We start from the raw sequence: 14,297 nt of genomic DNA, 5'->3' as shown, positions 1-14,297 counted from the left end.
CGTTCGCATGCGCCCCTCCCATCTGCTGCTCGCCGTTCTCGTCGCCGCCGTCTGGGGCGTGAACTTCACCGTCATCGAGATCGGTCTCGACCACTTCCCGCCGCTGCTCTTCTCCGCCCTGCGCTTCCTGGTCGCGGCGGTCCCGGCGGTCTTCCTGGTCGGCCGCCCCAAGGTGGCGTGGAAGTGGATCGTGGCGGTGGGGCTGGTGCTCGGCGTGGCCAAGTTCGGGCTGCTGTTCATCGGCATGGACGTGGGCATGCCCGCCGGGCTGTCGTCCCTGGTGCTCCAGATCCAGGCGGTGTTCACCGCGCTGATCGCGTTCGTCGCGCTGGGCGAGCGCCCCACCCGGTGGGGAGTGGTCGGCATGGCGGTCGCGCTCGCCGGGATCGCGGTGGCGGCGGTGGACGAGGGCGCCTCGGGACCGCTCGGCGCGTTCGCGCTGGTACTGGTCGCGGCGGCCTGCTGGGGCGCGTCCAACGTCCTGACCCGCAAGGCCGCGCCGCCGGACGCCCTCAACTTCATGGTGTGGGTCAGCACGGTCCCCGTGCTCCCGCTGCTCGCGCTGTCCCTCCTCACGGAGGGGGTGGACCGGGACATGGAGGCCCTGCGCTCACTGGACTGGCAGGGCGCGGGCACGGTCCTCTATGTCGCCTGGGTGACCACGGTGTTCGGCTTCGGGGTCTGGGGGTGGCTGCTGCGCCGCCATCCCGCGTCCACGGTCGCGCCCTTCTCGCTGCTCGTCCCGGTGTTCGGGATGTCGGCGGCGGCGCTGTTCCTGGGCGAGACGGTGACACCGCTGCGGTGGTGCGCGGCGGTGCTGCTGGTGGCGGGGGTGGCGCTGACGTCGCTGGCACCGCGGGGGCGGAAGCCGGGGGGCGTGTCCGGGGCACGGGGGGAGGGGGTGCGTGAGCCGGAGGGGACTGGCGGGGTCCGTGAGCCGGAGGGGGGTGACCGGGTGGGCGAGTTGGAGGGGGCTGATGGGGTCCGTGAGCCGGGGGGGGGATGACGGGGCTGATGGGGTCCGCGAGGCGGAGGGGGATGACGGGGCTGGACGGGGCTCCGGGTCCTCCACGACGATCACGGCATGACCTCGACGTCCTTCCTCATCCTGCACGGCTGGCAGAACCACCGCCCCGCCGGGCACTGGCAGCACTGGCTCGCCGACCGGCTCGGTGAACGCGGCCACCAGGTCGTCTACCCGCAGCTCCCCGACCCCGACGAACCCGAACTGGAGGCGTGGCTCGCCGAGTACGGCCGGCTGCTCCCCACCTTGGAGGGGCCGGAGCGGGTGGTCGTGACCCACAGCCTCTCCGTGCTGACCTGGCTGCACGCGGTCGCCCGGGACATACCGGGCGTGCGGGACGTCGACCGGGTGCTGCTGGTGGCTCCGCCGTCCTACGACGTGGTCGCGAGGGTCCCGGAGGTCGCCGGGTTCGGGTCGCCGCCGCTGGACATCACGCTGACCGGCGTCCGGATGGTCGCCACGGACAGCGACCCGTACTGCCCCGAGGGCGCCGACCGGCTCTATGCCGGGCCGCTCGGCATCCCGGTCGACGTGCTGCCCGGCGCCGGGCACCTGGACCTGGTGGCGGGGTACGGGGAGTGGCCGGGGGTGCTGGACTGGTGTGTCGGGGGGTCGGTGGAGGTGGTGGGGCGGAACTGAGGTCTGCGGCGGGGCGGGGGCCTGTGGCGGGTCGGTCGGAACGTGCCCGGAACGCTGACGCCGTGCCGCGCGGGCGTCTTCCGGGACGCTCAGGTCGGGCTGGGCGCTGCGGCCGGGATACTCACATCGGGCGGTGCGGCTGCCGCCCGGAGACTCGCGTCGGCGTCTGTGCCCGGCGCGCCTGGAGACTCGCGTCGGCGTCTGTGCCCGGCGCGCCCGGAGACTCGCGTCGGCGTCTGTGCCCGGCGCGCCCGGAGACTCGCGTCGGCCTCTGCGCCCGGCGCGCCCGGACACTCGCGTCGGCCCCTACGCCCGGCGCGCCAGGAGACTCAAGCCGCCTCATGCAGCAGCCTCCCCAGATGCTCACGCCCCTCCGCCAGCAACCCCGGCAGGGGCGCCGCGGCCTCGTACCACCGCTTCTCGTACTCCCAGCACAGCCAGCCGTCCCAGCCGCCCCGGGAGAGCACCTCGACACACTCGGCGAGCGGCAGGACGCCCGCGCCGAGCGCCAGCGGGGTGGTGTCCTCGGCGGACGCGATGTCCTTGACCTGGACATAGCCGAGGTGCGGGGCGAGCGCGGCGAAGGTCCGGGCGGGCTGCTCTGAGCCGAGCCAGGTGTGCATGACGTCCCACAGGGCGCCGACGCTCTGGTGGTGCACCGGCCCGAGCTGATGACTGACCGGGCCCAGGACACGGACCGCCCGCTCGCCCGTGCGGTGCGAGTCATGGGTCTCCAGGAGGATGCGGACCCCGGCGTCGGCGGCGTGCGAGGCGCCTTCGGTCAGCCGTCGGGCCGCCGTCGCGTCCGCCGTGGCGGGGTCCTGGTCGGGGTCGCCGCCGGGGAAGACCCGCACATAGGGGGCGCCCAGGTCGTGGGCGAGGTCGAGGAGGGTGCGCAGTTCGTCGAGTACGGGCGTGTCGTCGCCGGGCGCGGCGACGCGGACGTACCCCGCGAGACCGAGGACCTCGACGCCGGAGTCCTCGAACGCGGCCCGCGCGGTGGCCCGTTCGGTGGCGCCGATGCCGGGGTGGACCGGCTCCTCGGGGTGGGCGCGCAGTTCGACACCGTGGTAGCCGTGCCGGGTCGCGAGGGGCAGGACGTCGGAGAGCGGGAGGCCGGGGACTCCCAGCGTGGAGAAGGCCAGCTTCATACCGTCGGACCCTACTCGTCGGCGACGGCTGTCGCCGCTGGCGCTGGCGCTGTTGCTGTGGCCGTCGCTGCCGCGCGGAGATCCAGCCGCCAGTCCTGGCCGGTCAGATCGTGCCCGAAGGAGTGGTGCGGCTCCTCCGAGACCAGCTCGAACCCATGCCGCTGGTAGATCCGCCGGGCGCTGCCGAGGATGTCGTTGGTCCACAGCACCAGCTCGTCGTACCCGGTCTCGCGGGCGAAGTCGACGACCGAGGTGACCAGCCGGTCCCCGATGCCGAGTCCGCGCGCGTCGGGCTCCACCAGCAGCAGCCGCAGCCGCGCGGTGGCGGGCGCCTTGTCCCGGACGCACATCACGCAGCCGACCGGGCGGCCGTCCAGCTCGGCGATCCAGACCCGCTCCGCGCGCGGGTCGTGGTCCGCTGCGAAGTCGGCGACGATCCGGGCGACCAGGCCCTCGTAGTCGTCGTTCCACTGGTACTCCGCCGTGTAGAGCGCCGCGTTGCGCTGCACGATCCAGCCCAGGTCGCCGGGGGCGGGCGCGCGCAGCCGTACGTCCTCCGGGCCGGGGGCGCGGCCGTCGCCGAGGAGCGTACGGACCGTGCGCAGGGCGTCCGCGAGCCGGTCGCGCTCGGCCGGGGGCACGGTCGCCAGCAGGGCGCCCACGCTTTCCCGGGACCGCTCCTCCAGCAGGTCGGCCGCGCTGCGCCCGCGCTCGGTCAGGCCGATGCGGCGGCGCCGGGTGTCCTGCTCGGAGCGGGCGCGCAGGATCAGCCCGTCGTCCTCGAACTTGTTGAGTATCCGGCTGAGATAACCCGCGTCCAGATGCAGCTGGGCGCGGAGGTCGGCGGCGTCCACCTGGGCCGCGTGCGCCAGCTCGTACAGGACGCGGGACTCGGTGAGCGTGTAGGGCGCGTAGGTGTGGCGGCCGTAGTCGAGGGCGCCGATGAGGTGGGTGTAGAAGCGGTTGAAGGAACGGATGTCCTGGATGGTCATGGTGGGCCCTCGGGATGCCTGTCTACCGGGTCGTGGACGGATCGACCACCCGGACCATTTCTCTGACTCAGTCAGAGAAATTCTAGGCGAGGGCCCGGCGGCACGTCCACAGACTTCTCTCACCGCCCCGGCGCCCGGACCCTTCCCCCCTACCGCTGCTTGACCTGCGGCGGCGTCCCCTGCGTCCAGACGGGCTTGACGGCGATCCGGCTGAACCGCCAGCCGTCCGGCGACCACCGCAGATCGGCGTCCCAGAGACCGCCGACGGTGAACACCGTCCCGTCCGCGTAGACGTGCGTCATGAGGGCGTTCCAGGACGCGCGCGCGGAACCCGCCCCAGGGTCGTGCCCGTCGACCAGAACCCCGGACGCGATGTGCTGGGTACGGACGAACGGCGCGAGCGCCTCCAGCGCCCCACGCCGAGCCTCCTCGGCCCCCTGCCCGGCCCCCACGGGCGTCTCCATCCGTACGTCCTCGGTGACGAACCGCCCCATGTGCCCCGCCTCCAACTCCCGCGCGTCCAATGCCCGGAAGAGCCGGTGCACCAGATCGGGAACGGGGCTCGTGTCGATGGCCTGCGTGATGTCGTCCATGGTCCGAGCCTCGAACATCAACCGCCCTTGAGGTCAAGGCCCACCCCGGAGTTCTCACGCCGGGGGGCGTCCGGGGTCCGCTCGGCTGGCCGCGCGTGTCTCTCCCCCGGCGCCTACGGGGTCGTGGCTCGGGTGGGCTGCGAGCGCCTTCATATTCCGGGCGCCCGGCACTCGGTCGGCTGGCGCGCATGCCCCTGCGTCGGCGGCTACGGGCTCGCCGCACGGCTGGGCTGCCAGGACCGTCGCGTCACGCGGGCGCCCGGCGCTCGGTGGGGTGGGTCCGCGCGTGTCCCTGCTCTGGCGCCTACGGGGTCGTCGCGCGGGTGGGTTGTGGGGGTCTTTGCGTCACTGGGACGTCCGGTGTTCGGTGGGGTGGGTCCGCGCGTGTCTCTGCTCTGGCGCCTACGGGGTCGTCGCGCGGGTGGGCTGCCAGGACCTTCACGTCACGCGGGCGCCCGGTGTTCGGTGGGGTGGGTCCGCGCGTGTCCCTGCCCCGGTGGTTACCGGGTCGTCGCGCGGGTGGGTTGTGGGGGCCCACGCGTCACTGGGACGTCCGGTGTTCGGTGGGGTGGGTCCGCGTGTGTCCCCCGCCCGGCGGCTACCGGGTCGTCGTCACCGGACCCGACGACCCCCGCACCACCAACACCCCCGCCGCCTCCTCGACGCCCTCCTCCGGTGCCGTCTCCCGTCCCGCCGCGATCCGGCCCGCCCGTGCGCCCGCCTCCGCGAGGGGCAGCCGGACCGTGGTCAGTGCCGGAGCCACGTCCTCGCTGAACGGCAGATCGTCGAAGCCGACCACCGACACGTCCTCCGGGACACGCCGGCCCGCCGCCCGCAGCGCGGCACATACGCCCAGCGCCACCGTGTCGTTCGCGGCGACCACCGCCGTCAGGGACGGGTCCGCGTCCAGCAGCGCCCGCGCGGCCGTGTGTCCCGCGCGCCGGTCGTACGCGGCGTGGACCGTCCGGGCGGGGTCGTCCGCCACGCCCGCCGCCGACAGCGCGGCCCGGTGTCCCTCCAGCCGGTGCCGGGTCGTCGTCCGCTCCGCGGGGCCCGCGATGTACCCGATCCGGCGGTGCCCCAGACCGAGCAGATGCTCCGTCAGCTCCCGGGCGCCCCGCCGGTTGCCGAAGGGCAGCGCCACGGAACCGGTGTCCGGCACGGGAGGACGCCCGCACAGCACCACCCGCGTCTCGGCCTCCGTCAGCCTGCGCAGCTTCGCCGCCACGGCCGCCTGGTGCTCCGGGTCCTCCATCGCCGCTCCCGTGAGCACGACCGCCGCCGCCCGCTGCCGTTGCAGCAGGGTCAGATAGGTCAGCTCCCGCTCGGGCGAACCCCCCGTGTTGCACACCACCGCCAGCCGCTCCCCGCCCGCCCGGCCTCCCGGGCCGCCGATCTCCGCCTGGATCGCGCTCGCCATGACACCGAAGAACGGGTCCGCGACGTCGTGCACCAGGATGCCCACCAGGTCGGACGTGGCCGCCGCCAGCGCGCTCGCGGGCCCGTTGACCACATAGTCCAGCTCGGCGACCGCCCGCAGCACCCGGTCCCGGGTCGCGGCGGCCACCGGGTAGTTGCCGTTCAGCACGCGCGACACCGTCGCGGGGGAGACCTGCGCGCGCGCCGCCACGTCCGCCAGGGTCACCGTCATGTCGCCGTCCTCAACTCGTCAACCCACCCGGCTCGCGATCAACACACCCGGGCACACCGTCAACACAGTCAATGCTGTCAACGTCGTCCATGGCGTCAACTCCGTCAACACAGTCAATGCCGTCAGCGCGGTCCACATCATCCACGACCACCCGGGCAACCCGTCACGCCACCCGGTCAAGCATGACGACGACTGGTCAAGGCAGGACGGCGGATCAAGCCATGACGGCGACTGGTCCATTCATGACTCCGCCCACGCAACCCATGACGGGCTGCGCAACCCATGACCCCGCCCGGTCAACACTTGACGCCGTCCACCCACCACGACGCTTGTCCACCCCGCCCGCAGAGGCTATCTTCTCCCTCCATAGAAAGCGCTTTCTATCATCCACTGTCCATAGGGAAGGGAACGACGTGACACGCAAGACGGTCCGCATCGCCATGAACGGCGTCACCGGTCGCATGGGCCTGCGCCAGCACCTCGTCCGCTCGATCCTCGCCCTGCGAGATGAGGGCGGTCTCGATCTGGGCGACGGCACCGTGCTGTGGCCCGAACCGATCCTCGTCGGACGGCGCGAGCACGCCGTGAAGGCGCTCGCCGCACAGCACGGCCTCGATCACTTCTCCACCGACCTGGACGCCGTCCTCGCCGACGACAGCGTCGACATCTACTTCGACTCCCAGGTCACCTCCGCCCGCGAGACGGCGATCCGGAAGGCGATCGACGCGGGGAAGCACGTCTACACCGAGAAGCCCACCGCCACCGGCCTGGACGGCGCCCTCGCCCTGGCCCGACTCGCCGACGCCCGGGGCGTCAAGCACGGCGTCGTCCAGGACAAGCTCTTCCTGCCGGGCCTGCGCAAGCTGAAACGGCTGATCGACGGCGGCTTCTTCGGCCGGATACTGTCCGTCCGGGGCGAGTTCGGCTACTGGATCTTCGAGGGCGACTGGCAGCCCGCCCAGCGCCCCTCCTGGAACTACCGCGCGGCGGACGGCGGCGGCATCGTCGTCGACATGTTCCCGCACTGGGAGTACGTCCTCCACGAACTCTTCGGCCGGGTCACCTCCGTACAGGCCCTCGCCACCACCCACCTCCCGCGCCGCTGGGACGAGCGGGGCGAGCCCTACGCCGCCACCGCCGACGACGCCGCCTACGGCATCTTCGAGATCGAGGGCGGGGCCGTGGCCCAGATCAACTCCTCCTGGGCGGTCCGGGTCCACCGCGACGAACTGGTGGAGTTCCAGGTGGACGGCACGGAGGGCTCCGCCGTCGCCGGACTGCGCACCTGCCGGATCCAGCACCGCGCGGCCACCCCCAGGCCCGTCTGGAACCCGGACCTCCCGGCCGCCCACGCCTTCCGGGACCAGTGGCAGGAGGTCCCCGACAACGCCGACTTCGACAACGGCTTCAAGGCCCAGTGGGAGCTGTTCCTGCGCCATGTCCACGCGGACGCCCCCTACCGCTGGGACCTGTTCGCCGGTGCGCGCGGGGTGCAGCTCGCCGAACTGGGCCTGAGATCCTCCGCCGAGGGCCGCCGGATCGACGTACCGGAGGTCCCGCGATGACGGCGGCCATCCGGCTCCCCGGCACGGACGGCGGTCTGCGCGCCTACCGGCCCCGCTCCGAGCCGCTCACGCTCCCCCCGGGCCCCGCCCCCCGCTCCCGTACGGTCTTCGCCGCCGCGCATGTCGTGGCCGATCCGTTCGCCGACGTCGGTCCCGACACACCGGCCGTCCTCGACTGGGACGCCACCCTCGCCTTCCGCCGCCATCTGTGGGCGCACGGACTGGGCGTCGCCGAGGCCATGGACACCGCCCAGCGCGGCATGGGCCTGGACTGGGCGGGCGCGGCCGAGCTGATCCGCCGCAGCGCCGCCGAGGCCCGTTCCCTGGGAGGCCGGATCGTCTGCGGCGCCGGTACCGATCACCTGCCCGCCGCCGGGAACGGCCGCACCTACGCGCTCGATGAGATCCGCCGCGCCTATGAGGAGCAGTTGGCGGTGGTGGAGGACGCGGGCGCGCGGGCCGTGCTCATGGCGTCCCGCGCGCTGGCCGCCGCCGCCCGTGACCGCGAGGACTATCTGGAGATCTACGGGCAGTTGCTGCGCCAGGCGCGTGAGCCGGTCGTCCTGCACTGGCTGGGGCCGATGTTCGACCCGGCCCTGGAGGGCTACTGGGGCGCCACGGACCTGGACACGGCGACGGGGACGTTCCTGGAGGTCGTCGCCGCGCATCCGGACAAGGTGGACGGCGTCAAGGTCTCCCTGCTGGACGCCCGGCGCGAGATCGGTCTGCGCCGGCTGCTCCCGGACGGGGTGCGCTGCTACACCGGCGACGACTTCCACTACCCCGAGCTGATCGCCGGGGACGAGCAGGGCTTCAGCCACGCCCTGCTGGGCGTCTTCGACCCGCTGGGGCCGCTCGCCGCCCACGCCGTGCGGACGCTGGACGCCGGACACATGACCGGCTTCCGCGCCCTGCTCGACCCGACGGCGGAGTTGTCCCAGCACCTGTTCCAGGCCCCCACCCGCTTCTACAAGACCGGTGTGGTCCTCCTGGCCTGGCTCGCCGGTCACCAGGACCACTTCGCCATGGTCGGCGGCCAGCAGTCGGCCCGCTCCCTGCCGCACCTGGCCCGCGCCTACGAACTCGCCGACACGCTCGGCCTGTTCCCCGACCCGAAGCTCGCGGAGGACCGCATTCGCGCCCTGCTCGCCGTGTACGGGGTGACCGGGTGAACGGACCGGCCCGTGAGCCGGGCGCCGCCCTCAGCCGCCTCTCCATCAACCAGATGACGGTCAAACAGCTCTCGCTGCCCGACCTCGCCGAAGCCTGCGCCGGCCTGGGGGTGCGCGCGGTCGGCCTGTGGCGGGCACCCGTCCACGCGTACGGCGTCGCCGCCACCGCCCGGCTCATGCGGGACGCGGGACTGCGGGTGACCACGCTGTGCCGGGGCGGCTTCCTCACCGCCACCGACGCCGGGGAACGCGCGGCGGCCCTTGACGACAACCGCAGGGCCGTCGACGAGGCCGCCGCCCTCGGCACGGACACCCTCGTCCTGGTCTCCGGCGGACTGCCCGCCGGGTCACGGGACCTGTACGGCGCCCGGGAACGGATCGCCGACGCGCTCGGCGTACTCGGCCCCTACGCGCGGGAACACGGGGTGCGGCTGGCCATCGAACCACTGCACCCGATGTACGCCGCCGACCGGTGTGTCGTCTCCACCCTCGCCCAGGCCCTCGATCTCGCCGAACGGTTCCCCGCCGAGCAGGTCGGCGTCACCGTGGACACGTACCACGTGTGGTGGGACGACCGGGCGCCCGGAGAGATCGCCCGCGCGGGGGCGGGCGGACGCCTGCACGCCTTCCAGCTCGCCGACTGGATCACCCCGCTGCCGGAAGGGGTCCTGGAGGGGCGCGGCCAGCTCGGGGACGGATCGATCGACCTGCGCGCGTGGCGCGGCCACGTCGAAGCCGCCGGATACGGCGGGCCGATCGAGGTCGAGCTGTTCAACGCCGGACTGTGGGCCCGGGACGGAAGGGAGGTCCTGACGGAGACCGTGGAACGGTTCCGTAGGCACGCGATGGACTGACCGACCATATGTACGGGACGGGCCGCCCCCTGGCCGACCGCCTGCACGCGAGGGACCGACCAGGCCCTTTCTGTCCGGCCCCGCCCCAGCGATCGGCCGCCCGAAAAAATCATGGCGCCCATGCAACCGTTTCCCGCCCAGGCGGGTCGTAGTCAGCGTCAGAACTTCTGGAGGGGGGCTCCGGGGGGATCGCGGAGTTCTGACGCAGGAGGGGAAAGCAGGGGGGCCCGGTCCAAGGACCGGGTCCCTCCCGTTTCTCCCGGTCAGAGCGCGGCCACCTCCTCGGCCGTCGGATACGACTCCTGAGCACCGGCGCGCGTCACCGCCGCGGCCCCCACCCGCGCCGCGTAGGCGGCGGCCTCCGCCAGCGACTCGCCGCGCCCGAGCCGCCACGCCAGCGCCGCCGTGAACGCGTCCCCGGCGCCCGTCGTGTCCACGGCGTCCACGGCCACCGACGGCACCGGTACGACGCCGTCCCCGGTCGCCACCAGGGCCCCTTCCGCGCCCAGCGTCACGACCACCGAACGGGGCCCCTTGGCCAGCAGCAGCCGGGCCCAGTCCTCGGGCGCGTCGCTCACACATGACTCGCCCAGGATCACCCGCGCTTCGTGCTCGTTCACGATCAAAGGATCACAAGCGGCCAGGACTTCGCCCGGCAGCGGACGCGGCGGCGACGGATTGAGCACGAACCGGCTGTCCGGCGCGAGCGCCCGCACCACCTCCACCACCGTCTCCAGCGGGATCTCCAACTGCGTGGACACCACCCGCGCGGCATGGAACAGACTGCCCGCGGCCCGCACGTCCCCGGGCACCAGCCGCCCGTTCGCCCCCGGCGACACCACGATGCTGTTGTCCCCGGACGGGTCGACGGTGATCAGCGCGACCCCGGTCGGCGCCCCGCCCACCAGCACCCCCACCGTGTCCACGCCCGCCGCCCGCTGCGCGTCCAGCAGCAGCCGCCCGTGCCCGTCGTCGCCCACCCGCGCGAGCAACGCCGTACGGGCCCCCAGCCGGGCCGCCGCGACCGCCTGGTTGGCGCCCTTGCCGCCCGGATGGACCACCAGATCGGACCCGAGGACCGTCTCCCCGGCCCCGGGCCGCCGCTCCACCCGGACCACCAGATCGGCGTTGGCCGATCCCACGACCAACAGGTCGTAGTCGTACATGAACTGTCTCCCTCGATCGGTCGGCCGCCGGAGCCGGCCGCACGGTCCTGTGCGACCGCTTTCCAGCGGCATCATCGCCGTTGCTCACGGCGTCCTTCGTCATACGGCGGGGGAGCGGGGGACGGCCGAGCCGCGTCCGGGCGTGTCGGGCGAGGCGCCGCAGGACCGGCGGACGACCAGCCGCGCGGGCAGGGTCACCGACTGAGGCCGCCGCCCCTCCCTCAGCTCGACCAGCGCCCGCACGGCGGCCCGCCCCAACGCGCCGGTCGGCTGCGCGATGGCGGTGATCGGCGGATCGGTGTGCACGAACCACCGGATGTCGTCGAACGCGACCAGCGCGATGTCCTCCGGAACGCGCAACCGCGCCGCGCGTACGGCGTCCAGCGCGCCCAGCGCCGTCGGGTTGTCCGCGCAGAACACCACCTCGGGCGGCTCGTCCAGCGCGAGGAACCGCTCGGTCGCCCGGCGCCCGCTCCCGGCCTGGAAGTCGCCCTGTCCGACGTACGCGTCCGGCACCGGCAGCCCGTACCCCGCCATCGCCGCCCGGAACGCGTCGACGCGCTCGCTGCCCGTGGTGGTCGTGGCCGGTCCCGCGATGATCGCCACGCGCCGGTGCCCGAGCCCGCGCAGATGCCCGACCAGCTCCCGTACGGCCGCCCGTCCGTCCGACCGCACGACCGGCACGTCGACGCCGGGAATCCACCGGTCGACGAACACCATCGGTGTCCCGCCCCGCGCCGCGTCCGCCAGCAGCGCCGATCCCCCGTCGGCGGGCGCCACGAGCAGCCCGTCGATCCGCCGGTCGAGCAGGGTCCGTATGTGGTGGTCCTGGACTGTGGGCCGTTCACCGGCGTTCCCGATGATCACGCTGTAGCCGAGCGTGCGCGCCTCTTCCTCGACGGACCGGGCGAGTTCGGTGAAGTACGGATTGAGCACATCCGGGATCACCAGACCGAAGGTGCGCGTCTGATCGGTGCGCAGCGAACGGGCCACCGCGTTCGGCCGGTACCCGAGCGACTCGACGGCGGTCAGCACTCTGGCCCGCGCGCCGGCGCTCACCGAGGGATGCGCGTTCAGCACCCGCGACACCGTGGCGACCGACACCCCCGCCACGGCGGCGACATCCTTGATCCCCGCCATGAGCCGACCCACCTCCCCTCGGACGACCTCGATGGAATCGATTACATCGCCCCGTACGGGGGATTGGAATCGATTACACGAACCGAGGGCAAGGGGTACGAGGCCCACGCAACCCAATCGTGACCGGCGCCCCTCGGAGGGCACGAAAACGGCTTGCCGCGCGGGGCGACGAACCCCCTAGCATCCGCCCATGACCGAGGACAGCACGCTCACGGGTGACGGGCACGGCACGGCGGACGGCAGACGGCTCTCCTGGCGGGCCGGGCCGATCGGCCTCGCGGCCCTCGACCCGGACGACGCGGAGTTCCTGCACGACCTGCGGTCCGACCCCGTCAACGCCCACCACCTGGGCATCTGGCCGCGTGCGCGCACCTCGGTGCGTGAACGGATCGAACGCGACCTGGACGACGACGATCGCGACGACTTCCTCGTCCTCCTGCCCGACGGCACCCCCGTCGGTCATGTGGCGCTGACCGGTCAGAACCTGGTCGACGGCACGGCGGAGGTCGAGCTGATGCTCGCCGCCCGGCATCGCGGACACGGCCATGGCAGGGCCGCCCTCGACGCCGTGGTGGACCTCGCGTTCGGGGAACTCCCCATGTACCGGCTCACGGCGGAGACCCACACCGACAACGCCCCCGCGCTCGCCGTCCTGGCCACGTCAGGCTTCACCCAGGAGGGCGTCCTCCGCGCCGCCTGTCTCCATCGCGGCCGTCGCCTGGACGTCGCCGTGTGCGCGCTGCTCCGCCCCGAATGGGAGACGCTGGCCCGGCCGCGCGCCTGGGACGCCTGAACGTCCGACGCCCCGCGCGGTACGGGACCGTCACCGCCGACCGCCCCCGGACCTCAGCCCTCCGCCGTGCCGCTGGACCGGGTGAAGCGGACCCAACGGCAGCTCCAGTCGTCGTCCACGGAGGACCACTGTGCGCCGTACTGCTCCTCCTGGGACATGTACCGGCCCCGCGTCCCCTCGTGCCCTCCGCAGGTGACCCGATAGGTGCCCGGAGTCACCCACAGCACGGTGCCGAGTCCCACCTGGCCGTCCACGTTGAGCGGCACAGGGGGGTGCAGCCGGGCCAAGGCGCCGAGTGTGGCGGCGCGTTCCTGGGGCGTCGCGTAGGAGCCCGTCTCGTCGGCGCCGACCGCCGCCCAGGCGACGACGGCCCGCCCGCTGGGGAACACGACCTCACCCATGTCGCTCTCCTCAGCCGCGGAGGCACCCGCCGCACGCCGCCGGGGCGCGGCCGACCGGCCCGACGGAAGCCAGGAACGCAGGAGCAGAAAACCGTCACTCTCCGAGCCGCCCGCAGCGGCACCCCGGGACGGTGACAGAGCCACCTCGGCGCGGCCCTCACCGTCCATCTCCCAGACGAGGCCCACATGTTCCGTGCCGTCGCCGAAGCCCAGGAGAGCCGCTTCGAGGTCGTCGTCGTCCGTGTGGACCGCGGCCAGGGCACGGGCGTAGTCGCAGCCCGGGAGCAATGCGTAGGCGGAGTCGTGCACCGCGCCGCCCCACTCGGGGAAGGCGGCGAGGTCGCAGACGAGGAGCGGCCCACCCAGGGAACCGACTGTGGAGGACGTCCACATGTACGCGGTCCGAGCCGGGGAGTCCATGGCGCTCATGTAGGTCGACCACCGATCAGTGAGGAACCGCGGGAAGCGGGGGACGGGAGGCAGTGTGAGCCGTCGAAGGACCGGGCCGGCCCGGCCCCTGGTGCGCGTTGTACGCGGTCCGGTCGGCGCACGCCTGGTGCGGCGCGAGTGCGTGCATGGCGTCTCGACGCGGGCGGGAAGGGCGTCGCGACATGGGCGGGAAGGGGCAGACCCGCCCCAACTACCGCTCCAGCGCCTCGATCCCCGCCCGCCAGGCCGCCGTCAGGTCGGCGCCCTCCGGGAACCGTCCCCGGATCTCCAGGATCACCATGCCGTGCGCGAACGCCCAGACCGCGCGGGCCTTGTCCATGTCGAAGTCGCAGGCGCGCAGCAGCGGCATCGCCGCCCGCTCCTCCACTCCCTCGGGCAGCGCGTGCCGTGGCAGCGGCCCCTCGGTGGCGAGGCAGTACAGGTGCGGATGGGTGAGGGCGTCCGCGCGGTAGGCGTCGGCGAGGGCGGTGAGGAGTGTGGACCCACCGGAGGGGGACCGTGCGTACCGCTCCTCCGCCGCTTCCAGCGCCTGCGCCGTCTCGACCAGACCGAGGGCGATCAGTTCCACCTCCACGGCCGCCTTGTCCGGGAAGTGCTTGTACAGGGAGGGCGCCTTGATGCCGAGTTCGTCGGCGAGCGCGCGCATGGTGAGCGCGGCGGGCCCGGACTTCTCGACCAGGCCCCGCGCGGCGTCCACGATCTCCCT

General features: G+C 73.4%; 15 protein-coding genes. 7 read left to right on the top strand and 8 right to left on the bottom strand.

What is annotated here, in order from left to right:
* Positions 1-7: 7 nt before the first annotated feature.
* Entirely contained in the window at positions 8-1,006 is a 999-nt protein-coding gene (locus tag AB0D49_RS27190; RefSeq protein ID WP_362761990.1) for an EamA family transporter, read from the top strand.
* Positions 1,007-1,084: 78 nt separating this feature from the next.
* Positions 1,085-1,663: an alpha/beta hydrolase gene (locus tag AB0D49_RS27185; RefSeq protein ID WP_362761988.1), complete on the top strand. Its 579-nt coding sequence runs from the start codon at positions 1,085-1,087 to the stop codon at positions 1,661-1,663.
* A gap of 329 nt (positions 1,664-1,992) precedes the next feature.
* On the opposite strand, the gene AB0D49_RS27180 is transcribed toward AB0D49_RS27185, so the two are convergent.
* From AB0D49_RS27180 to AB0D49_RS27165, 4 genes are all read right to left on the bottom strand, one after another.
* Positions 1,993-2,814 carry a sugar phosphate isomerase/epimerase family protein gene (locus AB0D49_RS27180; RefSeq protein WP_362761986.1) on the bottom strand — a complete coding sequence of 274 codons (822 nt, stop codon included), beginning with the start codon at positions 2,812-2,814 and terminating at the stop codon, positions 1,993-1,995.
* 11 nt (positions 2,815-2,825) lie between these two features.
* A complete protein-coding gene (locus tag AB0D49_RS27175; protein WP_362761984.1) occupies positions 2,826-3,806 on the bottom strand; it encodes a bifunctional helix-turn-helix transcriptional regulator/GNAT family N-acetyltransferase in 981 nt (326 codons plus the stop codon).
* Between the two features lie 149 nt (positions 3,807-3,955).
* Positions 3,956-4,399, bottom strand: a complete 444-nt coding sequence (locus AB0D49_RS27170) for a nuclear transport factor 2 family protein (protein WP_362761982.1) — start codon at positions 4,397-4,399, stop codon at positions 3,956-3,958.
* Between the two features lie 598 nt (positions 4,400-4,997).
* Positions 4,998-6,050 carry a LacI family DNA-binding transcriptional regulator gene (locus AB0D49_RS27165; protein WP_362761980.1) on the bottom strand — a complete coding sequence of 351 codons (1,053 nt, stop codon included), beginning with the start codon at positions 6,048-6,050 and terminating at the stop codon, positions 4,998-5,000.
* Here AB0D49_RS27165 and AB0D49_RS27160 point away from each other — a divergent pair.
* The 4 genes from AB0D49_RS27160 to AB0D49_RS27145 all read left to right on the top strand — a co-directional run bounded on the left by AB0D49_RS27160 (position 6,049) and on the right by AB0D49_RS27145 (position 9,641).
* Positions 6,049-6,336 carry a hypothetical protein gene (locus AB0D49_RS27160; RefSeq protein WP_362761978.1) on the top strand — a complete coding sequence of 96 codons (288 nt, stop codon included), beginning with the start codon at positions 6,049-6,051 and terminating at the stop codon, positions 6,334-6,336. The genes AB0D49_RS27165 and AB0D49_RS27160 overlap by 2 nt on opposite strands.
* Before the next feature lie 127 nt (positions 6,337-6,463).
* Positions 6,464-7,615: a Gfo/Idh/MocA family oxidoreductase gene (locus AB0D49_RS27155; protein ID WP_362761976.1), complete on the top strand. Its 1,152-nt coding sequence runs from the start codon at positions 6,464-6,466 to the stop codon at positions 7,613-7,615.
* The gene (locus tag AB0D49_RS27150; RefSeq protein ID WP_362761974.1) at positions 7,612-8,787 is read left to right on the top strand and encodes a dihydrodipicolinate synthase family protein; all 1,176 of its coding nucleotides are present in this window, start codon (positions 7,612-7,614) and stop codon (positions 8,785-8,787) included. Before AB0D49_RS27155 ends, AB0D49_RS27150 begins: the two co-directional genes overlap by 4 nt.
* Positions 8,788-8,840: 53 nt before the next feature.
* Complete coding sequence (locus AB0D49_RS27145; RefSeq protein ID WP_362762135.1) at positions 8,841-9,641, top strand: sugar phosphate isomerase/epimerase family protein; 801 nt, start codon at positions 8,841-8,843, stop codon at positions 9,639-9,641.
* 263 nt (positions 9,642-9,904) lie between these two features.
* Here AB0D49_RS27145 and AB0D49_RS27140 read toward each other — a convergent pair whose 3' ends face one another.
* Positions 9,905-10,807, bottom strand: a complete 903-nt coding sequence (locus AB0D49_RS27140; RefSeq protein WP_362761973.1) for a ribokinase — start codon at positions 10,805-10,807, stop codon at positions 9,905-9,907.
* Positions 10,808-10,906: 99 nt separating this feature from the next.
* The gene (locus AB0D49_RS27135; protein WP_362761971.1) at positions 10,907-11,947 is read right to left on the bottom strand and encodes a LacI family DNA-binding transcriptional regulator; all 1,041 of its coding nucleotides are present in this window, start codon (positions 11,945-11,947) and stop codon (positions 10,907-10,909) included.
* Positions 11,948-12,137: 190 nt separating this feature from the next.
* Here AB0D49_RS27135 and AB0D49_RS27130 point away from each other — a divergent pair, with 190 nt between their 5' ends.
* Positions 12,138-12,740, top strand: coding sequence for a GNAT family protein (locus AB0D49_RS27130; protein WP_362761969.1), 603 nt, complete (start codon positions 12,138-12,140; stop codon positions 12,738-12,740).
* Between the two features lie 53 nt (positions 12,741-12,793).
* Here the strand turns inward: AB0D49_RS27130 and AB0D49_RS27125 are convergent, their stop codons facing one another.
* Positions 12,794-13,561 carry a hypothetical protein gene (locus AB0D49_RS27125; RefSeq protein WP_362761967.1) on the bottom strand — a complete coding sequence of 256 codons (768 nt, stop codon included), beginning with the start codon at positions 13,559-13,561 and terminating at the stop codon, positions 12,794-12,796.
* Between the two features lie 220 nt (positions 13,562-13,781).
* Positions 13,782-14,291 (bottom strand): TetR/AcrR family transcriptional regulator, encoded by a 510-nt coding sequence (locus tag AB0D49_RS27120; protein ID WP_362762132.1) that lies wholly within the window; start codon positions 14,289-14,291, stop codon positions 13,782-13,784.
* Positions 14,292-14,297: the final 6 nt, after the last annotated feature.

Origin of the sequence: Streptomyces sp. NPDC048290 (assembly GCF_040652095.1) — a bacterium.
Classification (GTDB): Bacteria; Actinomycetota; Actinomycetes; order Streptomycetales; family Streptomycetaceae; genus Streptomyces.
Note: the sequence above shows the minus strand (reverse complement) of the source record. Positions and strands in the feature narration are given on the sequence as shown.

What these genes read in the sequence shown, in the direction of transcription:
- AB0D49_RS27190 (WP_362761990.1), top strand. Translation starts at nt 8, where the DNA reads ATGCGCCCCTCCCATCTGCTGCTCGCCGTTCTCGTCGCCGCCGTCTGG.
- AB0D49_RS27185 (WP_362761988.1), top strand. Translation starts at nt 1,085, where the DNA reads ATGACCTCGACGTCCTTCCTCATCCTGCACGGCTGGCAGAACCACCGC.
- AB0D49_RS27180 (WP_362761986.1), bottom strand. Translation starts at nt 2,814, where the DNA reads ATGAAGCTGGCCTTCTCCACGCTGGGAGTCCCCGGCCTCCCGCTCTCC.
- AB0D49_RS27175 (WP_362761984.1), bottom strand. Translation starts at nt 3,806, where the DNA reads ATGACCATCCAGGACATCCGTTCCTTCAACCGCTTCTACACCCACCTC.
- AB0D49_RS27170 (WP_362761982.1), bottom strand. Translation starts at nt 4,399, where the DNA reads ATGGACGACATCACGCAGGCCATCGACACGAGCCCCGTTCCCGATCTG.
- AB0D49_RS27160 (WP_362761978.1), top strand. Translation starts at nt 6,049, where the DNA reads ATGTCGCCGTCCTCAACTCGTCAACCCACCCGGCTCGCGATCAACACA.
- AB0D49_RS27165 (WP_362761980.1), bottom strand. Translation starts at nt 6,050, where the DNA reads ATGACGGTGACCCTGGCGGACGTGGCGGCGCGCGCGCAGGTCTCCCCC.
- AB0D49_RS27150 (WP_362761974.1), top strand. Translation starts at nt 7,612, where the DNA reads ATGACGGCGGCCATCCGGCTCCCCGGCACGGACGGCGGTCTGCGCGCC.
- AB0D49_RS27145 (WP_362762135.1), top strand. Translation starts at nt 8,841, where the DNA reads ATGACGGTCAAACAGCTCTCGCTGCCCGACCTCGCCGAAGCCTGCGCC.
- AB0D49_RS27140 (WP_362761973.1), bottom strand. Translation starts at nt 10,807, where the DNA reads ATGTACGACTACGACCTGTTGGTCGTGGGATCGGCCAACGCCGATCTG.
- AB0D49_RS27135 (WP_362761971.1), bottom strand. Translation starts at nt 11,947, where the DNA reads ATGGCGGGGATCAAGGATGTCGCCGCCGTGGCGGGGGTGTCGGTCGCC.
- AB0D49_RS27130 (WP_362761969.1), top strand. Translation starts at nt 12,138, where the DNA reads ATGACCGAGGACAGCACGCTCACGGGTGACGGGCACGGCACGGCGGAC.
- AB0D49_RS27125 (WP_362761967.1), bottom strand. Translation starts at nt 13,561, where the DNA reads ATGGACTCCCCGGCTCGGACCGCGTACATGTGGACGTCCTCCACAGTC.